19 protein-coding genes and 1 pseudogene are annotated in these 20,248 nt (G+C 73.3%); 14 read left to right on the top strand and 6 right to left on the bottom strand.

Features of this window, described 5'->3' with window-relative positions; translation table 11 throughout:
• Window positions 1–11: 11 nt before the first annotated feature.
• Window positions 12–728 carry a transcriptional repressor LexA gene (gene lexA / locus J1M37_RS02155; RefSeq protein ID WP_020628152.1) on the bottom strand — a complete coding sequence of 239 codons (717 nt, stop codon included), beginning with the start codon at window positions 726–728 and terminating at the stop codon, window positions 12–14.
• 291 nt (window positions 729–1,019) lie between these two features.
• Here lexA and J1M37_RS02150 point away from each other — a divergent pair, with 291 nt between their 5' ends.
• From J1M37_RS02150 to J1M37_RS02115, 8 genes are all read left to right on the top strand, one after another.
• A complete protein-coding gene (locus tag J1M37_RS02150) occupies window positions 1,020–1,394 on the top strand; it encodes a LysM peptidoglycan-binding domain-containing protein (RefSeq protein WP_020628151.1) in 375 nt (124 codons plus the stop codon).
• 43 nt (window positions 1,395–1,437) lie between these two features.
• Window positions 1,438–2,559, top strand: coding sequence for a histidinol-phosphate transaminase (locus tag J1M37_RS02145; RefSeq protein WP_020628150.1), 1,122 nt, complete (start codon window positions 1,438–1,440; stop codon window positions 2,557–2,559).
• 181 nt (window positions 2,560–2,740) lie between these two features.
• On the top strand, window positions 2,741–3,322 hold the full coding sequence (gene hisB / locus J1M37_RS02140; RefSeq protein ID WP_152743305.1) for an imidazoleglycerol-phosphate dehydratase HisB: 582 nt from the start codon (window positions 2,741–2,743) through the stop codon (window positions 3,320–3,322).
• The gene (hisH, locus tag J1M37_RS02135) at window positions 3,322–3,981 is read left to right on the top strand and encodes an imidazole glycerol phosphate synthase subunit HisH (protein ID WP_004167703.1); all 660 of its coding nucleotides are present in this window, start codon (window positions 3,322–3,324) and stop codon (window positions 3,979–3,981) included. The genes hisB and hisH overlap by 1 nt, the downstream gene beginning before the upstream one ends.
• Window positions 3,981–4,139, top strand: a complete 159-nt coding sequence (locus J1M37_RS02130) for a hypothetical protein (protein ID WP_004167696.1) — start codon at window positions 3,981–3,983, stop codon at window positions 4,137–4,139. Before hisH ends, J1M37_RS02130 begins: the two co-directional genes overlap by 1 nt.
• A gap of 48 nt (window positions 4,140–4,187) precedes the next feature.
• Window positions 4,188–4,973, top strand: coding sequence for a bifunctional 1-(5-phosphoribosyl)-5-((5-phosphoribosylamino)methylideneamino)imidazole-4-carboxamide isomerase/phosphoribosylanthranilate isomerase PriA (gene priA, locus J1M37_RS02125; RefSeq protein WP_020628149.1), 786 nt, complete (start codon window positions 4,188–4,190; stop codon window positions 4,971–4,973).
• Window positions 4,970–5,971 carry an SseB family protein gene (locus tag J1M37_RS02120; protein ID WP_206452022.1) on the top strand — a complete coding sequence of 334 codons (1,002 nt, stop codon included), beginning with the start codon at window positions 4,970–4,972 and terminating at the stop codon, window positions 5,969–5,971. The genes priA and J1M37_RS02120 overlap by 4 nt, the downstream gene beginning before the upstream one ends.
• A 122-nt stretch (window positions 5,972–6,093) precedes the next feature.
• Window positions 6,094–7,317, top strand: coding sequence for a trypsin-like serine protease (locus J1M37_RS02115; RefSeq protein WP_230956192.1), 1,224 nt, complete (start codon window positions 6,094–6,096; stop codon window positions 7,315–7,317).
• Window positions 7,318–7,416: 99 nt separating this feature from the next.
• Here J1M37_RS02115 and J1M37_RS02110 read toward each other — a convergent pair whose 3' ends face one another.
• Genes J1M37_RS02110 through J1M37_RS02100 form a run of 3 tightly spaced genes read right to left on the bottom strand, consistent with a single transcriptional unit; the run spans window position 7,417 to window position 9,810 of the window.
• A complete protein-coding gene (locus tag J1M37_RS02110) occupies window positions 7,417–7,962 on the bottom strand; it encodes a MarR family winged helix-turn-helix transcriptional regulator (RefSeq protein ID WP_020628146.1) in 546 nt (181 codons plus the stop codon).
• Window positions 7,934–8,623, bottom strand: a complete 690-nt coding sequence (locus J1M37_RS02105) for an FMN reductase (RefSeq protein WP_060973578.1) — start codon at window positions 8,621–8,623, stop codon at window positions 7,934–7,936. The genes J1M37_RS02110 and J1M37_RS02105 overlap by 29 nt, the downstream gene beginning before the upstream one ends.
• A complete protein-coding gene (locus tag J1M37_RS02100; protein WP_060973577.1) occupies window positions 8,620–9,810 on the bottom strand; it encodes an LLM class flavin-dependent oxidoreductase in 1,191 nt (396 codons plus the stop codon). The genes J1M37_RS02105 and J1M37_RS02100 overlap by 4 nt, the downstream gene beginning before the upstream one ends.
• A 141-nt stretch (window positions 9,811–9,951) precedes the next feature.
• Between J1M37_RS02100 and J1M37_RS02095 the strand changes: the two genes are divergently transcribed.
• On the top strand, window positions 9,952–10,533 hold the full coding sequence (locus tag J1M37_RS02095) for an LURP-one-related/scramblase family protein (RefSeq protein WP_036339093.1): 582 nt from the start codon (window positions 9,952–9,954) through the stop codon (window positions 10,531–10,533).
• Window positions 10,534–10,604: 71 nt separating this feature from the next.
• A complete protein-coding gene (locus J1M37_RS02090) occupies window positions 10,605–12,008 on the top strand; it encodes an MFS transporter (protein WP_036339096.1) in 1,404 nt (467 codons plus the stop codon).
• 19 nt (window positions 12,009–12,027) lie between these two features.
• On the opposite strand, the gene J1M37_RS02085 is transcribed toward J1M37_RS02090, so the two are convergent.
• Both J1M37_RS02085 and J1M37_RS02080 read right to left on the bottom strand, forming a co-directional pair.
• Window positions 12,028–12,606, bottom strand: a complete 579-nt coding sequence (locus J1M37_RS02085) for a dienelactone hydrolase family protein (protein ID WP_036339098.1) — start codon at window positions 12,604–12,606, stop codon at window positions 12,028–12,030.
• A gap of 578 nt (window positions 12,607–13,184) precedes the next feature.
• Complete coding sequence (locus J1M37_RS02080) at window positions 13,185–16,184, bottom strand: FtsK/SpoIIIE domain-containing protein (RefSeq protein ID WP_206452021.1); 3,000 nt, start codon at window positions 16,182–16,184, stop codon at window positions 13,185–13,187.
• Window positions 16,185–16,421: 237 nt separating this feature from the next.
• Here J1M37_RS02080 and J1M37_RS02075 point away from each other — a divergent pair.
• From J1M37_RS02075 to J1M37_RS02060, 4 genes and pseudogenes are all read left to right on the top strand, one after another.
• Window positions 16,422–17,042: pseudogene (locus tag J1M37_RS02075) on the top strand (ATPase, T2SS/T4P/T4SS family); the annotation flags it as partial.
• A gap of 353 nt (window positions 17,043–17,395) precedes the next feature.
• A complete protein-coding gene (locus J1M37_RS02070) occupies window positions 17,396–17,623 on the top strand; it encodes a hypothetical protein (protein ID WP_206452020.1) in 228 nt (75 codons plus the stop codon).
• A complete protein-coding gene (locus tag J1M37_RS02065; RefSeq protein WP_206452019.1) occupies window positions 17,620–18,102 on the top strand; it encodes a hypothetical protein in 483 nt (160 codons plus the stop codon). Before J1M37_RS02070 ends, J1M37_RS02065 begins: the two co-directional genes overlap by 4 nt.
• Window positions 18,099–20,198: a bifunctional DNA primase/polymerase gene (locus tag J1M37_RS02060; protein WP_206452018.1), complete on the top strand. Its 2,100-nt coding sequence runs from the start codon at window positions 18,099–18,101 to the stop codon at window positions 20,196–20,198. Before J1M37_RS02065 ends, J1M37_RS02060 begins: the two co-directional genes overlap by 4 nt.
• Window positions 20,199–20,248: the final 50 nt, after the last annotated feature.

Raw genomic sequence — 20,248 nt, 5'->3', positions numbered from 1 at the left:
GAGGGAGCGGGTCAGAGCGAACGCAGGACCGTGACGACCCGCCCCATCACGGTGGCGTGATCGCCGAGGATGGGCTCGTAGGCCGTGTTCTGGGGGAGGAGCCAGGTGTGCCCGTCGCGGCGGCGGAAGGTCTTCACGGTGGCCTCGTCGTCGAGGAGGGCCGCGACGATGTCGCCATTCTCCGCCGTGTCCTGCCGGCGCACCACCACCCAGTCGCCGTCGCAGATCGCGGCGTCCACCATCGAGTCGCCCGTGACGCGCAGCATGAACAGCTCGCCCTCGCCCGTGAGGCGTCGCGGGATCGCCATGACGTCCTCGACCTGCTGCTCAGCCAGGACCGGGCCGCCCGCCGCGATGCGGCCGACCCAGGGGACCGGCACGCTGTCCGCCTCGTCTGCGCCGGTGTGCCACGCGGGGATCGCGGAGACCCGCGACGACGGCGCAGCGGTGGGGGAGGCGGCCTCGCCCAGCGGGGTGCCGTCCACGTCGAGCAGCACCTCGAGGGCACGCGGGCGTCCGGGGTCGCGCCGGATGTAGCCGTGCCGCTCGAGACGGCCCAGCTGGTGCGTGACGGAGGAGAGCGAGGCCAGGCCCGCGGCGTCGCCGATCTCGCGCATGGAGGGCGGGTAGCCGTGGTCGGCGATCGCGTCCCGGATGGTCTGCACGATCCGCCGCTGGCGGTCGGTGAGCGGCGCGCGCGCCGCCGGCTGATCGTCGGTGGTGCTCATGGCTGCCGTCCGTTCTCCCGGGGTGATGGTGGCCGGACTCGTGTTCCGGCGTCCGGCTGCCGTCCGGACGCTTACCGTGTCCGCCCCCGCTGGTTGCCTGTGTCTTGGCGGTCCCGGGGCGTTCCGGGGCGTCCGTGCATGGCCTCGAGCCTAGAGGAGAGCCGCCTCTCCTTCAAAGATATGTTCGATCTCGTCGTGGCATGTCTCGAACACCTGTGCTAGAAAGGCATTCGAACGGATTCGAACACATGTTCGATCACCTGGAGGGCATCCGCCCCGGAGGAGGACACCATGACGCTCACCACCGCCCAGTTCGCCGGCTCGCCCGCGACGGCGCGGCCGCGTCCGGCCACCATCCGTCTGACCCGCCGCGGCCGCCTCGTGCTGCGGGGGATCCCCGTGATCGCCGCGGCCGTGGCCGCCACGCTGGCGGCCGCCTTCTTCCTGGGTGTGCTGCTGTCGCCCGCCGCGGTGTCCGCGGACACCGCGGGGCCCGCCACCCAGTCCGTCACGGTCATGCCCGGGGACAGCCTGTGGACCATCGCCACCACGGTGGCTCCGGAGGCGGACGTCTACGAGGTGATCGCCACGATCGACGAGCTCAACGGGCTCGAGGGCCGGGCCCCCGCGCCGGGCGAGGAGCTGTTCGTCCCGGCCACGCGGTGACGCACGGCGGGCCTCGCCCTCCACGCTTCCTAGACTGGCGGCCATGACCGACCTCAGCTCTCTGCCCCTGCGTGAGAACCTCCGCGGCCTGAGCCCCTACGGCGCCCCCCAGCTGGACGTGCCGTACATGCTCAACACCAACGAGAACACGCATCCGGTGCCGGAGGAGGTCGCCACCGCCATCGCCGAGCGGGTCGCGGCCGTCGCCGGGGGGCTGAACCGCTACCCGGACCGCGAGTTCACGGGGCTGCGACGTGCGCTCGCCGGCTACCTCGGCCACGGCCTCACGGCGGACCACGTGTGGGCCGGCAACGGCTCCAACGAGATCCTGCAGCAGATCCTCCAGGCCTTCGGCGGCCCCGGGCGGACACTGCTGAGCTTCCTGCCCTCGTACTCCATGTACCCGCTGCTGGCCGGCGGCACGGACACCGTGTTCGTGGACGGCGGCCGTGCCGAAGACCACACCCTCAGCGCCGAGCACGCGGCGGCCATGGTGCGGGAGCACCGTCCGCACGTCGTCTTCCTGGCCTCGCCCAACAACCCGACGGGCACCGCCCTGGACCTGGCGACCATCGAGGCCGTGTACGCCGCGCAGGCGCAGAACGAGGCCGCCGGCGGGCCCGGCGCCATGGTCGTCGTGGACGAGGCCTACGCGGAGTTCGCCCTCGCCGGCACCCGCTCCGCCCTCACCCTCCTGCCCGGCCGTGAGCGGCTGATCGTCACGCGCACCATGTCCAAGGCGTTCGCCCTGGCCGGCGCGCGCCTGGGCTACCTGGCCGCGGACCCCGCCGTCGCCGACGCCCTGCGCCTGGTGCGCCTGCCGTACCACCTCTCCGCGGTCACGCAGGCCACGGCGGAGGCCGCCCTCGATCACGTGGACGCGCTGCTGCGCACCGTGGAGGACATCAAGGCCCAGCGCGACCGCATCGTCTCCACCCTGCGCGGCCTGGGACTGAGGCCCTCGGTGTCCGACTCGAACTTCGTCTTCTTCGGTCACCTCGAGGACGCGTCCGACGTGTGGCGCCGCCTGCTCGACCGCGGCGTCCTCGTGCGGGACGTCGGCATCCCGCACCACCTGCGCGTCACCGCCGGCACCGAGGCGGAGACGACGGCGTTCCTCACCGCTCTCGCGGAGGTCCTCGGCGAGACCGGGGACCGGTCCTGAGGCGTCACCGGAGTCTCGGCGTCCGCCCGGCTCCCTAGGATAGGGACAGCGCGCGCGGCGCCCCGGCCCGCCGGCACCGGCCGCGCGCACCCGCATCCCCCCGCACCCGTCCCGGACCGGTGCGGACCCAGCCCGAGGAGGACCCGTGGCAGCCGAGTTGATCTCCGGACGCCGTGCGCGCATGACGCGCACCACGAGCGAGTCGGACGTGTACGTCGAGATGGATCTGGACGGCACCGGCCGCGCTGAGATCTCCACCACCGTGCCGTTCTACGACCACATGCTCACCGCGCTGTCCCGGCACTCCCAGATCGACCTGACGGTCCGTGCCACCGGGGACACGCACATCGACGTGCACCACACGGTCGAGGACGTCGCCATCACCCTGGGCGAGGTGCTCAAGACCGCGCTCGGGGACAAGTCCGGCATCCGCCGCTTCGGCGAGGCGTCCGTGCCGCTGGACGAGGCGCTGGCGCGCGCCGTCGTCGACGTCTCCGGCCGGCCGTACCTCGTGCACGAGGGCGAGCCCGAGGGCCAGCAGTACCACCTCATCGGCGGGCACTTCACCGGTTCCATGACCCGCCATGTGTTCGAGTCGATCACGTACCACGCGGCGATCTGCCTCCACATGGACGTCGTGCGAGGCCGGGATCCGCACCACATCGTCGAGGCGCAGTTCAAGGCCTTCGCCCGCGCCCTGCGCGCCGCCGTCGAGGACGACCCCCGCATGACCGGCGTGCCCTCCACCAAGGGCGCCCTCTGATGGCCCGCCCCACCACCGTCCCCGGCGTGCGGCCGCGCGTCGCCGTCCTGGACTACGGCTCGGGCAACGTGCACTCGGCGCTGCGTGCCGTGGAGCGGGCCGGCGCGGAGGTCGAGCTCACGCGCGATCCGCAGGCCGTGCAGGAGGCCGACGGGCTGCTCGTGCCCGGCGTCGGGGCGTACGCGTCCGTGATGCGGGCACTGACCGAGGTCGGCGGCACCCGCTGGATCGGCCGCCGCGTGGCCGGGGGCCGACCCGTCCTCGGCATCTGCGTGGGCCACCAGATCCTCTTCGACGCCGGCGTCGAGCACGGCGAGCGCACCGCAGGCATGGGGGAGTGGCCGGGTGTCGTCGCCGAGCTGCCCGCCGAGGTCCTGCCCCACATGGGCTGGAACACCGTCCGGCCGCCCGAGGGCAGCGCCCTCTTCGCGGGCATCGAGGACGAGCGGTTCTACTTCGTCCACTCCTACGGCGTGCTCGAATGGGAGTTCGACCAGACGATCTCCGCCATGCGTCCGCCCCAGGTCACCTGGGCGCACCACGGCGCGGACTTCATCGCCGCCGTGGAGAACGGCCCCCTGTCGGCCACGCAGTTCCACCCCGAGAAGTCCGGGGACGCCGGGCTGCAGCTGCTGCGCAACTGGCTGGAGACCCTCTGATGCCCTACTGGTCCGTCCTCTACCTCGCCCTCGGCGGGCTGCTGCTCGGCGCCGCCTGGTCCATGCGCACGCAGAAGGCGCCGCTGTGGGCCATCGTGATCGTCCTCGTGCTGGCCGGCATGGCCATCGCCGCCTCCTTCCTGACCGTCGGCGCCTGACCGCGCCGGCCGCCCCACCCGAGAGGAACCCCATGACAGAGGAACCCCATGACCCCGAACGCCCCCGCCCTCGAGCTGCTGCCCGCCGTCGACGTCCAGGACGGCCAGGCCGTCCGCCTCGTCCAGGGCGAGGCCGGCAGCGCCACCTCGTACGGCGACCCGGTCACCGCCGCCCTGGACTGGCAGCGCGCCGGCGCGGAGTGGATCCACCTCGTGGACCTGGACGCGGCCTTCGGTCGCGGTGACAACCGCGAGGTCATGCGCCGTGTGGTGGAGGAGATCGGCGTGAAGATCGAGCTGTCCGGCGGCATCCGCGACGACGCCTCGCTCGAGAACGCCCTCGAGATGGGTGCGGCGCGCGTGAACCTGGGCACCGCCGCCCTCGAGGACCCGGACTGGACCGCGCGCGTCATCGAGCGCTTCGGCGACCGGGTGGCCGTGGGCCTCGACGTGCGCGGCACCACGCTCGCCGCCCGCGGCTGGACCAAGGAGGGCGGCGACCTCTGGGAGGTGCTCGCCCGCCTCGAGGATGCCGGCTGCGCCCGCTACGTGGTCACCGACGTCACGAAGGACGGCACGCTCAAGGGGCCGAACACGGAGCTGCTCGCCCAGGTCTGCGCGAAGACCGCGAAGCCGGTCGTCGCCTCGGGCGGCATCTCCTCCCTCGAGGACGTTGCCGCGCTCGCGGCCATGACCGGCCAGGGCGTCGAGGGCGCGATCATGGGCAAGGCGCTGTACGCCGGCCGCTTCAGCCTGGAGCAGGCGCTGGCCGTCGCCGGCGGCGCCACGGTGGAGCAGGCGCGCTCCGAGCAGCCCGGCCCGGTCGCCCCGTGACGGGCTCGCACGACGACGGCGGCCTGGCCCGCGGCGACGGGCTCGGTCCGATCGACGAGACGGTCGCGGTGCCGCATCCGGCGGCCCGGGAGCTGGCGGGGCACATCCGGGCCGCACTCGACCGCATGCGGGAGAAGACCGCGGGCGAGAACACCGCGGACACCGCGGGCATCCCGTGGCAGGGCCGCGACCTCTCCGGCCCCGGCGTGGACGGCTCCGCGAACCCGTTGCACGTGTTCGACGAGGACGACGGCACCAGCCCGGCCGAGTGGACCGCCGTCATGGCGGCCCTGACGGACGGCTCCGCCGGTGAGCGGGAGGTGACGGAGGTGCTCGCGCGCATCCGCGTGTTCGCCGCCGTCGTGCCCACCCTCGCCGGGGACGAGGACGACGTCCACGACCACGCCGACCACACCGGCCACGAGCACGACGTCGCGGCGCACGGGGACAAGGCCGCGGACGTGGCCCTCGTGACCATGCGCGCGCCGGACGGCCGGCAGGCGCTGCCGGTGTTCACGAACGTGCCCGCGCTGACGGCGTGGAACCCGGTCGCCCGACCCGTGGCCGTGTGGCTGCCGCGTGCCTGCCTGTCCGCCGTGGACGAGGGCTGTGAGCTCGTCGTCATCGACGCCGGCGCCGAGCACACGTACGTGGTGCGACGCCCGGCCGTGTGGTCGCTCGCCCAGCAGAGGGAGTGGACCCCCGCCTATCGGGACCAGGAGATCGCGGACGAGATCGCCGAGATCGCCGACCTGGTCCCGAACCTGTTGAACCTGGGCCTCGCACCCGGGTCGGGGGTGGCCACACACACGGGTTCCGGCGCGGTGATGAACGGAGGCGGGGCCGGGCCCGAGCTGCAGATCGTCGCGATGCCCACCCGGGACGCCGACGCGGCCGGGGTGCGCCTGATGACGGCCACGCTCAAGACCCTCCTGGCAGACCTGCCGCTGCTGGCCGAGCGGGCCGACTCCGTGGAGATCACGGTCCGCCGACCCTGATCGGTCGCCCGGCCTGTCCGGTACCGTTGAGGGGGAGGGGAGGGCCCGTGGTGGCCCCACCCCATCCTGGAGGCCGTGCGCCGCGCGCCGGCCCCATGCCTCCCATCCTCCGAGGAGTACCCATGAGAACCAGAACCTTGACCGGCGTCGCCACCGCGGCGCTGGGCGCGGTGGTGGTGGCCGGTGCCGGCCCCGCCCTCGCGCAGACCACGCTCACCCAGGGCTCGGCGATCACCGCGCCGGCCGGGGCGTGCAGCCTGACCATCGTCGACGACGCCACCGCCTACACCGCGGCCCACTGTGGTGCGGGCCAGTGGCAGATCGGCTCGACCGTCCGCGACGCTGACGGCACCGCGATCGGCACCGTCTCGGCACTGCCCGGCGATTCGGGCGTGGACGCGGTCCGCGTGGCCCTGGCCGACGACGTCGACGTCGTGGGCGACTGGTCCACGCGGCCGGCCTCGTCCATCGGTGTGGGCGAGACCGTCTACACCCACGGCTCGTCCGTGCCGCTGGGCGCGCCGAACACCGTGTCCCACACGCAGACCTTCGAGGCCGCCACGGTCTGCGACGACGCGTACGCGGATCAGGTTGCCCTCGACACCGCCTCGACCTACGCCGGCGACTCGGGCGGGGCCGTCTATGACGCCCAGCAGCGGGTGGTCGGGGTCATCTCGGGCATCGCCCCGGTGACCTTCGACGCCGAGGGCAACGTGGTGGGCTGCGACGCCCAGGCGATGTCCTCGATCATGGTCCCGGTCGAGTCCCTCGACGCGCTGGACGCCTCCGCGGCGCCCGCCGCCGAGACCGCCGCGGCCGCGGAGACCGCTCCGGCCGCCGAGACCGCCCCGGCGATCGCCGACGTCGCGGGCCCCGTGGCCGACGAGGACCTGCCCACCGGCGGCGAGCCTGCCGTGGACGAGTCCGAGCTGACCGAGTTCACCCCGGCCGAGGAGGAGGCCATCGCGGCCGAGCTCAAGGCCCGCGCCGAGACCGCCGCGGAGGAGGCCGCCGAGGCGGCCCCCGCTGCTGAGGCCCCGGCCGCTGAGGCCGCCGCGCCGGGCGTGACCGACGTCGTGGCCGCGCCCGCCGAGGGTGTCGACTACGGCACCCAGGTGGTCGCGCAGACGGATCAGGGCGGCTTCGCCTCCGTCACCGTCACGGCCTACGACGCCGACGGCACGGTCCTCGGCCAGGACGGCCTGGACCTCACCGGCGAGTACCGCGCCTGGCTGCCCGTGCCGGCCGAGGTGCCCGCGGGCGGCTCCGTGGTGGTCACCGTGGTCGACGCCGCCGGCGCCGCCACGGACGCCACCGTGACCCTGGGCGGTCAGCTGGTCGGCTGATCGATTCCGCCCCGAACGACACGACGAGGCCCGGTGATCCCGCACGGATCACCGGGCCTCGTCACGTCCCGGGGCGGCCCCGGCCAGGTGGGGACGCGGTCAGCACAGCCCCTCGAGCCGCCGCCCCAGGCGGGAGAAGATCCGGGTGAGGGACTCCGCCTCGCCCGGCGCCAGGTCGCCGAGGAAGAGCTCGTCCACCTGCCGGGCGTGCTCGATCGCGGCGCGCCGGAAGGCGGACCGGCCCTCGTCGGTGAGGACGGCCTCGAAGCCCCGCCGGTCACAGGCCACCGGGCGGCGGTCGATCAGGCCGCGGGCCACGAGCGTCTTCACCTGGTAGGTGATGCGCGACGGGGAGAAGACCATCCGGGACGCCAGCTCTCCCAGCCGGAGCCGGCCCTCGGGGGACTCGTAGAGGAGCAGCAGCAGGTTGTAGTCGGCCAGCGACATGCCGCAGTCCTGCTTCAGGCGGCGCTCCACCACCTCCGTGAGCATCTGGGTGGCCTCGAAGTAGGCGCGCCAGGCGCGCTTGGGCGGGTCCACCGGGCGGTGCGCCTCCGATGCGGAGCCGAACCAGCCGCCGTCGGGCTCCGCCGGCGCCGCGTCCTGCGCGGCGGGCTCAGGGGCCGGGGTTGAGGAGCTGCTCAAAGGGGGTCACCTCCAGGTCGATGTCCGCGGGCGCGGCGGCGCGTGCCCGCGGGGGGCGGCTCAGGGTGATCTCGGCCAGGTCGCGTCCGGCGGCCCGGATGCGGGACTGCAGCGGGTCGGTCCGCATCGAGGCCTGCACGCCGGCCGCCTCGCCCCAGTCGTCCGAGGCCGCGAAGACCGCGGTCGGCACGATGCGGGCCTTGAGGTAGGCGAACAGCGGCCGCATGGCGGTGTCGATCATGAGCGAGTGGCGGGCGGTGCCGCCGGTGGCGCCGAGGAGCACGGGCACCCCGACGACGGACGTGGGCTCCGCGAGGTCCCAGAAGGACTTGAACAGGCCCGAGTAGGAGGCCTTGTACGTGGGCGAGACCGCGATGACGGCGTCGGCCTGGGCGACCTCGTCCAGGGCGGCGCGCAGGGCCGGGGAGATGGCGAAGGTCACCAGGGCCTGCGCGATGTCCACGGCGAGCTCCCGCAGCGTGATCAGGTGGATCTGCGGGACCACGCCGTGCTCGGAGAGCGCCGCCGAGGCGGACTCCGCCATGCGTTCGGCGAGCATGCGGGTCTGGGACGGGTCCCCGGACCCGCCGGAGACCACGGCGAGGTGCCGGGCCTGCGGCGTGAACGGGGCGGAGGCATCGACGGCGCCGGGGGTGGTCACTGCGCGGCACCGCCCTTCGCGGCATCGGCGGTGGCGCGCTGCTCGGCGGCCGCCGCGCGGTCGAGCTGGGCCGGCGATCCCTCCTTGCCGCCGGGCACGGGAGCCTCGCCGCGGCGGGCGCGTGCCACGAGGAACTCGTGGGTCGGGGCCGCCGGGACGTCGTCCGGCTTCAGAGCGTCGAACTCCTTGCGCAGCACGGGCAGGACCTCCTCGCCGAAGAGGTCGATCTGCCGCAGGACGGTGTCCGTGGGCAGGCCGGCGTGGTCGATGAGGAACATCTGGCGCTGGTAGTCGCCCACCCAGTCGCGGAACGTGAGCGTGCGCTCGATGACCTGCTGCGGCGAGCCGACCGTCAGGGGCGTCATCCTCGAGAAGTCCTCGAGGGAGGGGCCGTGGCCGTAGACCGGCGCGTTGTCGAAGTAGGGGCGGAACTCCGCCACGGCGTCCTGCGACTTCTTCGCCATGTAGGCCTGGCCGCCCAGGGCCACGTACGCCTGATGGGCCTTGCCGTGGCCGTAGTACTCGTAGCGCTGGCGGTACAGGCGCACCATCTGGATGACGTGCTCCTTGTTCCAGAAGATGTTGTTGTGGAAGTAGCCGTCGCCGTAGTAGGCGGCCTGCTCGGCGATCTCGGGGGAGCGGATGGAGCCGTGCCACACGAAGGGGGCGACGCCGTCCAGGGGCTGCGGGGTGAGGGTGAAGTCCTGCAGCGGGGTGCGGTGGTTGCCGCTCCAGTCCACGGTCTCCTCGTGCCACAGGCGGTAGAGGAGGTTGTAGTTCTCCACGGCGAGCTGGATGCCCTGGCGGATGTCCTTGCCGAACCACGGGTACACGGGGCCGGTGTTGCCGCGGCCCATCGTCAGGTCCACGCGGCCGTCGGCGAGGTGCTGCAGGTATGCGTAGTCCTCGGCCAGACGCACCGGGTCCATGGTGGTGATCAGGGTCGTCGCCGTGGAGAGCTGGAGGGTCTCGGTCTGCGCGGCCAGGTAGGCCAGCAGCGTGGGCGGGTTGCCCGGGGCCACGAAGGGCGGGTTGTGGTGCTGGCCGGTCGCGAACACCTCGAAGCCCGCCTGCTCGGCGTGGCGGGCGATCTTGACGGTGTCCTTGATCCGCTGATGCTCGGTGGGGGCGGTCCCGTTCGTCGGATCGGCGGTGATGTCGCCGATCGTGAAGACGCCGAACTGCATGGTGTGCTCCTCAGTGTGCCCGGGGGCGGGTCTCACGGTGCCGGCCGCGCCGTCGCCGTGTTCTTCAAAAATGAACTATACCGCACAACGAGCCGCCCCGTCCTGAATATTCCGCAGGGCCCGACACGGCAGACTGGTCCCATGAGCCCCGCCTTCGACGCCGGTCGCCTCGCCCACACGGACGTCCTCATCCTGCAGCAGGTGACGAGCTTCCTGTCCAACGACATCCAGGTGACGGACCCGGACGGGCGCACCGTCGTCTCGGTGGTCACTACGGGCGGGGGCCTGGGCCGAATGCTGATGGGGAACCGCAGCTTCGACGTGGTCGACGGTGACGACGGCCGCGTGCTCTTCCGCCTCGCCGACCCGGCCACGTTCGGCCGCGACCGCTTCGCGATCCTGGACGCCGACGGGCTGCCCTTCGCCAACCTCGTCCGCCAGATCGCGTTCCTGCGGACGTCCGTGAACGTCGAGGTCGTGGACGGCACGTGCTTCGCGGTGACCGGCGACCTGTGGGACCACGACTACGCCATGACCGTGGGCCAGCAGCCGATCGCCCGCGTGACCGCGCGGTTCGGAGGCGTCATGAACGCCCTGGCCGGGCGCTCGCGGTACGAGATGCGCCTGGACCCCGGCATGCCGCCCGTGGTGCGCTGCGCCGTGCTCGGCACGGCCATCGCCCTCGACCTGATCCGGGCCAAGGACCGGCGCAGCAACGGCTGAGTCCGCCGAGCGCGCGGCCGTCTCGACGGCGCCTCCGGGGCGTGCCTTGACCCCTCCCGTAGGATTCGACGGTGGACTTCGGAGCGTACGGACGGCTGTTGCAGGACCCTCGGATCCGCCATCTGCTGGCGGTGGGGTTCATCGCCCGCTTCCCGCACACCGCGGCCGGGGTGATCCTCACCCTGCACGTGGCGCTCACGCTGGGCCTGGGCTACGGCCAGGCCGGCCTGGCTGGGGCGGCGATGACGCTGGGCATCGCGGTGGGCTCGCCGTGGCGGGGCCGCGTGGTGGACGCGAAGGGGCTGCGCCGTGCACTGCTGCCCTCCGTGATCGCGGAGGCCGTGATCTGGCCGATCGTCCCGTGGCTGCCGTTCTGGCCGATGCTCCTGGCCGTGTTCCTGGGCGGCGTGTTCTCACTGCCGATCTTCTCCGTCGTCCGGCAGGGACTCGGCGTGCTCACCCACGGCAAGGACCGGCAGACGGCGTTTGCCCTGGACTCCATCGTCACGGAGACGATCTTCATGATGGGCCCGGCGCTGGGCGCCGTCGTCGCGGCCACGTGGTCGAGTGCCCTCGGCCTGACCATCGTCGGCCTCTCCAGCGCGCTGGGCGGCATCCTGCTGATGTGGTTCAACCCGCCGACACGGTCGAGTCAGCTGGCCGTCGTCGGACCGGCGACCGAGGATCCCTACACCGAGGAGCAGGACCGTCAGGAGGCGATCGCCCAGGCGGTGACCGCCGCGCCCATGCACGTGGAGATGGCCGCCCCCAGCCTGGCGACCGGTGCGCTGCCGGCCATCACGGAGGCCATCCCCCTGGTCACCGGGTCGCTGCCCGTCATCGCCGCGGACGGCTCCGGGCCGACGACGGCGCCGCGCCGGGCCCGGGCCGAGCGGCTGCGGCAGTGGCGGCGGACCCACTTCTCCTGGGTCGGGCCGGAGGTGCTCGGTGTGCTCGTGGTGTCGATGGCGGCCGGGATCGTCATGGTCGGCACCGAGGTCTCGATGGTGGCCGAGCTGGAGTCGCAGGGCGCCGCGGCGTCGGTGGGTCTGGTGTACGCGTTCTGGTGCGGCGCCTCCGCCGTGGGCGGGCTCTTCTATGGGGCCTGGGGCCGCCAGGTGCACCCGTACCTGCTGATGGCGCTGTTCGCCGTGGCGACGGTGCCGCTCGCGCTCGTGGACGGGGTGTGGGCGCTCGCGCTGGCCTCGATCCCCTCGGGTCTGCTGACGGCGCCGACCCTGGCCTCGGCCTCGTCCCGGCTCTCGCACCTCGTGGTGGAGGAGCGGCGCGGCGAGGCGATGGGCTTCTACGGCTCGGCCATGACCGCCGGCGCCGCCATGGGCGCCCCGCTGGCCGGCGTGTTCATCGACGGCGTCGCCCCGTCCGCGGGCTACGTGTTCGCGGCGGCCGCGGGCTTCGTGCTCGTGCTGCTGGCCGCCCTGGCGACGGTGATGCGCGGGCGGCGTCCCGCCTGAGCTGGGCCTGCTCCGCGCGTCAGGCCAGGAGCTCGTGGATGCGGCGGACCAGCACGGCGGTGAGGTCCGCGTCGAAGTCCGCGGTGGAGGAGTCCATGAACAGGTGCCGGTCCGTGTCGTACTCGAAGAGGTCGGCGGGGCGGTCCGGGTGCTCGGCGGTGGCCGCGTAGGAGCGGGCGGTCTCGAGGTCGCCCTCGAGGGCCCAGGGGTCGCGGGTGCCGAGGTGGATCTGCAGGGCGGTGTGGGGCTGCCAGAGCGGGGCGTAGGCGTCGAGGGCCAGGACGCCGGCCATGGCGATGCACGCGCGGAAGCCGGGGACCACCTGGGCGGCACGCCAGGCGGGCATCACGCCCATGCTGATGCCCGCGACGACGGAGGCCTCCTGGTGCTCGGCACACGCCCGCATGCCGCGTCGGCCGATCTCCTCGAAGCCGAGGTGCTGGGCGTGGGCGACACCCTCGTCCACGGTGGCGAACGTGCGGCCGTCGTAGAGGTCAGGGGTGTGGACGGTGTGACCGCCGCTGGCGATCTGTTCGGCGAGCGCGCGCACGCCGTCTGTGAGACCGAGGGCGTGGTGGAAGAGGACGATCTGCGCCATGGGTCAGAGCGTAGACCGCGGTGAGCGGCTGCCCCAGAGTGCGGGTGGGTGATCGGGGCGAAGAAGTGAGGTGGCTCGCGTCTGTCGCCACGGGTGAGTTGCCGCTCATTGCGTGGAGGGCAAGCGCAGTGTTTCTCCGACCGGTGCCCTGGGTTCTCGTTGCAGCGCTCCTCCCCGGGCGTGCTCTGCTGGGTGGGGGCGAGACTCGGGGACGCATGCTGTCGGTGCGGATGCGGAAAGGAGGCTCCTGCCCACCGGAGACTGCGCGAGCGAGCGGCGAGGAATCTTCTGCATGAGTGCCGAGGCACTCGTGCGAACGGTCACGGGGCTACTCGAGGCAGGACCGGACAGCAGCCTCCTCGCTTCATCCGTCTTGCGACCTTCGGGACGTCTTCGCCGGACGATGCGGCGTCCCCTTTGGACGGACGGCGACGAAGGGGCGCCCTGTCCGACTGCTCCTGGCGACCTCGACCACGGCATCCACGTTCGACGGAGGACGGGAGAACGTCTCGCCGGGTGGACGTCGGAGCTGAGTCCACCGTTCCGCTGCGGTCACACGGGAATCGCCGTCAGTGCGGTCACGCCGGGGCGGGAGACGCGAGCTGGCAGGGCATGCCGGGTTCGGGGACGGCGGGACTGATGTGCACGGCCCGCCCCGGCAGGGGCTCGACCTCGGTCAGCCGTGGCCAGATGAGCCGGTGCTCGGCGTTCGTCCCGGCCGGCACGAAGAAGCGGTGGGGCAGGTGCAGCAGCAGCCGGCCCGTCGCCAGCTCTCGGCCGCCGAACACCGCCAACCGCAGGCCGGCGGCGGTCGGACGGCCGAGCCAGTCGTGCACGTCCTCCTCGACCGTGCGGTAGGTGTCCCCGACGCGCAGGCCGGACCACGCGTTCCAGCCCGTGATCACCGCCGTGCCGCCGGCGGCCGCGAGCTCGCGCAGGCGGGCCAGGGCGGCCTCCCCGGCCCCCTCGACGTCCGGGGTCAGCACCGGCGTCCCGGACCGCGCGGCCGCCGCGGCCTCCCCGGTGCCGTCCAGCACGGCCACCGGCCGGCCGCTGCGCAGCGCCACTTCGACGACGGCGGCCAGCGTCTCCGCGCGACCGCCCGCGGCCTCGACGATCCATGCGGTGCGTCCCTCCGCGCCGGTCGGCCACCGCCAGGGACGGTGCCGGCCGTGGGCCGCGTCGTCGAGCAGGGCCAGGGCCGTGGCCTCCGCCCGGCGAGCGCGGTCCGGCACCCAGCGCTCCGGCAGGGCGGGGGTGACCACGGGCGGGGGTGTCGGCCAGTCACCCGCCGCGTACTTCTCCACCAGGACCGAGACGACGGCCTCCCAGGGGGCGACGGCCGGGGCGGCCGCGGCCTCGCCCAGCCGTCGCCACACGGGCGTGCCGCCGTCGACCGTCCACTGGGACGCGCGGAACGGGACCGTCGGGCGCCCCGCCGTCGAGAGGATCGCGGAGCCGGGGCGACGCGGGTCGAGCCGGGCCGCGGCGGCCGTGCCCACGAGATCCCACGACTCCTGCTCCGTCGCGGTGCGCAGGGCGATCGTGCTGCCCAGGTTCGAGCGCAGGTCCGAGCCCACCGCACCCGTGGCCCGCTGCGTGGCCAGGATGAGGTGGAAGCCCAGGGAACGGCCCGTGGCGGCCAGACGCTGCAGGACGGCGGCCGCGTCCGGGTGGTCGTCCACGAGCACGCGCAGTTCGTCGATCGCCACGACGAGCCGAGGCAGCGCCGCGTCCGGATGGCGGCGACGGAAACCGGGATAGTCGCTGACCCCGGCCTCTGCGAAGAGGGCCTCGCGGCGATGCAGCTCCGCCCGGATGGCGCTCAGCGCCCGCAACGAGGCCGTTCCCACGTGGTTGGTCTCCAGGCTCATCGTGTGGGGGAGCGCGCCCAGCGGACCGAACGACGCGCCGCCCTTGAAGTCCAGCAGCAGGAACGCGACCTCGGCCGGCGGGTGGTGCGCCGCAGCCCCCAGCAGGAGGGACAGCAGGAGATCCGACTTCCCGGATCCCGTGGTGCCCGCGATGAGCAGGTGCGGCCCGTCGGCGGCCAGGTCCATCTCGACGACGCCCGTCTCGTCGCCGCCCCGGGCGAGGGTCACGGTGAGCCCGTCGACGGCATCACGGGTGCCCACCTGCCCCGGTGGTGTGAGCGTGCCGTCCCCGTCGTCGGTGGGCAGCAGGCCGAGGTCCACGACGTCGTCGGCCAGCTCGGTCAGCCAGGCGACCAGGGTGCCGTCGGCGAGGCCGTCGGCGGCCACGTCCTCGAAACGCTGCTGTTCGGCGGGGACCACGACGGTGCGCCCGCGCAGGTCGACGACGGCGTCCCCCGGCGCAGGTGGCGGCCCGGTGAAGTCGTACCGCGTCCAGGGCAGATCCGTCCGGGCCGTGGGCGTCGTGCCCGCGTCGTCGCCGATGGCGGCCCGCCACGCTCGCCACGCCGGATCCAGTGCCGCGTCCTCAGGGGCCGTCACCAGCAGCTGCGGGCCGGACCCGCCCGACCACCAGATGCGGCGGACACCACCGGCCTCCACGACGAACGCGCCGTCGGCCGCCACCGCGTGCCGCAGGAGCTGGAACACCGCCCACCGGCAGGCCCCGGCCACATCGCGCGGCGGCCCGACCACGACGACGCGCGACTCCGGCGGTGACGTCGTCATCACGGTGCGCCGCGACGTGACGGCCTCCACCCATGCCTCGTCCGGGTCGTCCCGCGACAGGGACAGCGCCCCGACGCCGGAACCCCACGAGACCGCCACGGCCTCGTCGGCCCCCGACGTCAGCCCGAAGCGGTCCGTCGCGCCGGAGCGGACGGCGCGGGCCACCGCACCGGGGCTCAATGTCGCCCGAGCCCGCCGCCGCACGACCGCGTCCGCGCGGGCGGCGAGCAGCCGCGCATGCCGCAGCCGGGTGCGGCGCTGCATCGCCAGCATGACCAGCGCCACCGTCACGGACAGCACGCCGAACAGCAGGAACATCGGGTTGCCCATCATGAGGACCAGGGCGACCCCGAGCACCAGCGGGCCCAGGGCCGCCACCAGCGGGATCACGACGGACTGCCGGGCCGGTGGGGATCCGAGGTCGACGGCGGGCGGCTCCGGCGTGATCGGCCGCGGCAGGGCGGCCCCGGGCCCGCGGACCAGGCCCAGGGCGGTCCGGCCCACCGGGAGCGGGCTGCGGCCGTCCCACAGGCGTCCGGTGCCCCGAGGGCCGTCGTGGACGTGCAGCCCGGTGGGCGCGAGCCGCAGACGCATCGGCCGCGACGGGGCAGAGGGGTCGTCCAGCAACAGCCGCGCCCCGCCGCGTCCCACGCTCAACCCGCCCTCCCCCAGAGGGACGAGGCGGCCGGCGTCGGGTCCGTGCTCGGTGACCACCGCGAGCTCCGGCCCCCGGGCCGGTGCACTCCCGACCCGTTCCGCGTACGTCACGCTGCGCGGCCCGGCAGCGCACCGGTGCAGCGACCGGGCGGGAAAACGTTCCCGCACCGCCCGGTCCTGCTCGTCCGCGTCGGCGGGGAAGTGCTCCACCCGCCATGTCTCGGGAGCGGCCCCGCCCAGGATCCGCACGCTCCAGGCCATCCCCGCCCCTCCCTCCTGAGACCGGCGACCGGCCCGTCCGGCCGCCTGGGGACGACCCTGCCACGGCCTGATGGCGGCTCGGGCGGCCTGTGGACAACTCCCCGTCGAACGGGACCGCCGCCACGTTGTCCACAGTCATGGTGTCCTGGACCACACGCATCGACGGAACGGGGTATCTTCCTGATCGAGACGTGTGCGGCGCTGGGGATGGCGCCGAATCGGGCACAGGAGGGACACATGGATGCGGTGCGCATTCTCGAGGACGAGATCCGGGAGATCGTCCGGCGGCAGGGCATCGACCCGCAGCGTGAGCACGCCCGGGTCCTGACGCTCATCCAGGACGCGGCCGCGGACTACGAGTCCCGCGCGATGGTCAGCTCGCTGCCGGACCTGGAGGATCCCGTGGCGGCGCGGCAGGACCTGTTCGACCGCATCGCGGGCCTCGGGCCGCTCCAGCGGCTCATGGACGATCCCTCCGTGGAGGAGATCTGGCTGAACGCGCCGGACGCCGTCTACTGCGCGCGGTCCGGCCGCTCCGAGCTGACGGGCATCGTCCTGACCGAGGAGGAGGTGCAGGACCTCGTCGAAGTCATGTTGAAGTCCTCGGGCCGGCGGCTGGACCTGTCGATGCCGTTCGTCGACGCGGCCCTGCCAGACGGTTCGCGCCTGCACGTGGCCATCCCCGACATCACGCGGCGGCACTGGGCCGTGAACATCCGGAAGTTCATCGCCCGGGCGCGCCGGCTGGACGACCTCGTCCGGGGCGGTTCCCTCACTCCGACGGCGGCCCGCTTCCTGGACGCGGCCGTGGACGCGGGCATGAACATCCTCGTCAGCGGGGCCACCCCGCCCGGTAGAGAACAAGGTGGTTCTGGCTTTGGCCTGCGGGCATCCGAATTGTCCGCATCGGCCCAGGTCAGTCCCGTAGTAGTGCCGTAACTAGGTCTTCGACAAGAACATAGCTAGGCTTCAACTCACAACTTAATCGCCGCTCAGGGCAGAGCAAGACGAGCACGCTACCGGGACGCCCCCCAGCCGGTAGCAGGGAACACCAGGGGAGGCCTGATCCGGGCCTCGCAGTCCCTCGGCGGGCCCCGCTCTTGTGACCCGGAGGCAAGGGGAGCACGCCTGCGTGACGTTCGGTAAACCGGATTGAACGCCGCAGGGGGCCGCTCTCGGACAGAGACCCCTACTGCCTCCGGAGGCCCCCAATGTCGCTTGACGACTCCCTCACCACCCCCATCACCGTCCTGCGTGGCCGTCTCGGTGCCGCCATCCGCGACCGCGCCGAGACGGCCATCGTCGCTGAGCACCGCCGCCAGCTCGTCGAGGCCAAGCTCCTCCGGGACGTGCGGCTGGCGCTCGCAGACGAGCACGCCCCCTCGCCCAGCGTCCGCGCCGCCATCGCCGCTCTCCTGACCGAGGGGGCTGCCCGATGAGCACTTCCCCTGCCTTCCGTGAGTGGGCCTCTAGCCGCATTCTGGACGCCCTCGACCGCGACACCCGTCTGGCCGACCGGCTGAACGAGTCCGTCCGCCGGGGGCTGCCGGCAGTGGCGGTGCACGCCACCCCGCAGCCTGCCGTCGGGACGCTGGCCCGCCGCCACTGGGAGGTCACCTGCGACAAGTGCGCCACCGCCCCGAGCGTGGTGTTCCTGGTCCAGCCGGTGCCCCTCTCTCGCAGGGATGGCCGCGCTCAGCGGCTCCTCTTCCACGCGGGGCTGTGCGCCGTGTGTGCCGACGTGCTGGACGTCCCGGTGCGTGAGGCTCGCCCCGCCCTTCCGGCCGACCCTCGGATTGTCGGGGAGCTGTCCGAGGTCCTGGGTGACCCCGCCGACTTCACCACGTTCATGGGGGAGCACGCTGAGCACCTGGAGCTGGCCCTGGAGCAGCTCGCGGATCAGGGCGGTGCCCGATGACCCAGACCGCCACTCAGACGCCCGTCAGCATCCCGGCAGGGGAGCTCTCCGCCGAGGCGTACCAGCAGGCCGGGCTGGCCGTGTTTCCGCTGCATCCGCGCACCAAGGACCCCGCCACCGCCCACGGTTACAAGGACGCCACTACCGACCCCCGGCGCTTCAGCTGGGACGACCACAACGTGGGCCTTCCCATGAGCATGAACGGGCTCGTCGCCATCGACGTGGACGACCTCAACGCCGAGGCGGTGAACCTGCTCTACCGCTACCCCACCGCCCGTCAGCGCACCGGCAAGGGCCTCCACGCGGTCTACTCGACCCGGGAGACCCTGAGCAACTCCCACACCCTCGGGCCGGGGGTGGACGTGCGCGGCGTGGGCTACATCGTCGTCGAGCCGTCCATCCACCCTGACGGGCACGCCTACAAGTGGGAGTCCCGCGACATCGCCCCTTTGCCGGAGGAGATCCGCCAGCGGCTCCGGGCCGCGGGTCAGTCGGCCGCGCCTGCCACCTCGGAGCAGGTGGAGGCCTTCCTGGCGGGGCACACCGCAGAGGCCGACGACGCCGACTTCCACCTGTCCGAGCGGGTGGAGTGGGCGCGCCAGCTGCTCGACAAGATGGGCCGCAACGAGACCTGCATCCGCGTGCTGCCTAACGTCCTCCGAGATGCGCGGGCGGGGCTGTACTCGGCTGAGCGCGGCGTCGAGGCCCTGCGGGATCTGCTGCTCAGCGCCGAGGGGACCGATGACTTCGGGCCGGAGTTCGAGGACATGCTCCCGCGAGCGCTGGGCATGGCCCTGGCCGAGCACGACGGGTACGAGGACGTGTTCAGCGCGACGCCCGTGCTGAGCAAGGTTCGCGCTGCCGCTCATTCCCGTCTCGTGTCCGCTCCGGCGCTGCTGGTGTACGTGCTGGGCCGGGTGCTGGCGGAGGTGCCGCCGGGAGTGCAGCTGCCGCCGGTCGTGGGTGGCCGGGCGTCCCTCAACCTGGGGGGCGCGCTGGTTGGCACCTCGGGCAGCGGCAAGTCCGCGACTGCCGAGGTGTCCCGGGAGCTGCTGGGCCAGGCGGGAGAGGAGCAGCGTTACATCGAACGCGCCCTGGGCTCCGGTGAGGGCCTGGCCCAGACGTTCCTCGACTTCCGCAAGGGACAGGGCAACGTCCTGGTCGAGTACCCGCACCGCCTCATGACTGTGGACGAGGTCGACTCCCTGGGGGCGTCGCAGTCTCGGTCGGGCGCGACGGTCGCTCCCGCGCTGCGCACGGCCCTGACCGGCGGTGCCCTCGGCCAGGAGAACGCCAAGGCTGAGAACCGACGGTTTGTGGCGGCAGGCTCCTACCGGCTGGTGCTGATGGTCGGCGTGCAGCCCACCCGCTCCGGTTCGCTCCTCGACGACGCCGACGCGGGTACGCCTCAGCGCTTCGTGTGGGTACGCACCACCGACCCCACCATCCCCGCTGAGGGGGAGGCCGAGGTGGCGTGGCCCGGCGCTCTCGACTGGTCCCCGCCGGACGGCCTCGATCTCGTGGACTTCATCGAGTACCCCGAGACCGTGAAGAAGGAGGTCCGCGCCGTCGCCCGCCGCAAGGCCCGAGGCGGCGGGGGCGAGCTCGAAGGACACCTCAACCTCACCCGTCTCAAGGTGTCCGCTGCGCTGGCCCTGCTGCATGGGGAGACGGCGATCACCGAGCGGTGGTGGGCGCTCGCGGGCATCATCGTCGACGAGTCGCTGAAGGTGCAGCTGGAGTGCAAGGCCGCGCTCGCCGCTGCATCTACCCACGAGCGCCGCAACCTCGGCAGGCTCGACGCCGTGCGCGCTGAGGGAGCGGCAGAGGTGCGGTCGGAGCGGCAGACCGACGCTGCCCGGGCCATCTACCGGACCGTGCGGGCGCATGCCGACGGTGAGAAGGGCAGCGACGGTGGAAAGCAGAAGCACGAGCCGGGCGACGGGTGCACCCCGGCCTGCGTGAGTCGGGCCCTGCGCAACTTCAAGGACCGCACGACCATCCGTGAAGCGGCGGTCGAGGAGGCCGTCGCTCAGGACTGGGTGGACAGGGACGACGGGGGCCGCATGCGTCCTGGAGGGTCGCAGCCCGCCTGATCTGGTTCTGGGGGCCTAGGGGCCTGCAGGCCCCCAGTGGGGCGAGGGGG

This window comes from Micrococcus sp. KRD012 (assembly GCF_017168555.1).
Classification (GTDB): domain Bacteria; phylum Actinomycetota; class Actinomycetes; order Actinomycetales; family Micrococcaceae; genus Micrococcus; species Micrococcus luteus.
Note: the sequence above shows the minus strand (reverse complement) of the source record. Positions and strands in the feature narration are given on the sequence as shown.

Excerpts from the sequence above, each read along its gene's own strand:
- J1M37_RS02115 (WP_230956192.1), top strand. The coding sequence starts at position 6,094 with ATGAGAACCAGAACCTTGACCGGCGTCGCCACCGCGGCGCTGGGCGCG.
- J1M37_RS02080 (WP_206452021.1), bottom strand. The coding sequence starts at position 16,184 with ATGGCCTGGAGCGTGCGGATCCTGGGCGGGGCCGCTCCCGAGACATGG.
- J1M37_RS02145 (WP_020628150.1), top strand. The coding sequence starts at position 1,438 with ATGACCGACCTCAGCTCTCTGCCCCTGCGTGAGAACCTCCGCGGCCTG.
- J1M37_RS02130 (WP_004167696.1), top strand. The coding sequence starts at position 3,981 with ATGCCCTACTGGTCCGTCCTCTACCTCGCCCTCGGCGGGCTGCTGCTC.
- J1M37_RS02100 (WP_060973577.1), bottom strand. The coding sequence starts at position 9,810 with ATGCAGTTCGGCGTCTTCACGATCGGCGACATCACCGCCGATCCGACG.
- J1M37_RS02085 (WP_036339098.1), bottom strand. The coding sequence starts at position 12,606 with ATGGCGCAGATCGTCCTCTTCCACCACGCCCTCGGTCTCACAGACGGC.
- J1M37_RS02150 (WP_020628151.1), top strand. The coding sequence starts at position 1,020 with ATGACGCTCACCACCGCCCAGTTCGCCGGCTCGCCCGCGACGGCGCGG.
- lexA (WP_020628152.1), bottom strand. The coding sequence starts at position 728 with ATGAGCACCACCGACGATCAGCCGGCGGCGCGCGCGCCGCTCACCGAC.
- J1M37_RS02095 (WP_036339093.1), top strand. The coding sequence starts at position 9,952 with ATGAGCCCCGCCTTCGACGCCGGTCGCCTCGCCCACACGGACGTCCTC.
- priA (WP_020628149.1), top strand. The coding sequence starts at position 4,188 with ATGACCCCGAACGCCCCCGCCCTCGAGCTGCTGCCCGCCGTCGACGTC.
- J1M37_RS02070 (WP_206452020.1), top strand. The coding sequence starts at position 17,396 with ATGTCGCTTGACGACTCCCTCACCACCCCCATCACCGTCCTGCGTGGC.
- hisB (WP_152743305.1), top strand. The coding sequence starts at position 2,741 with ATGACGCGCACCACGAGCGAGTCGGACGTGTACGTCGAGATGGATCTG.
- J1M37_RS02060 (WP_206452018.1), top strand. The coding sequence starts at position 18,099 with ATGACCCAGACCGCCACTCAGACGCCCGTCAGCATCCCGGCAGGGGAG.
- hisH (WP_004167703.1), top strand. The coding sequence starts at position 3,322 with ATGGCCCGCCCCACCACCGTCCCCGGCGTGCGGCCGCGCGTCGCCGTC.
- J1M37_RS02065 (WP_206452019.1), top strand. The coding sequence starts at position 17,620 with ATGAGCACTTCCCCTGCCTTCCGTGAGTGGGCCTCTAGCCGCATTCTG.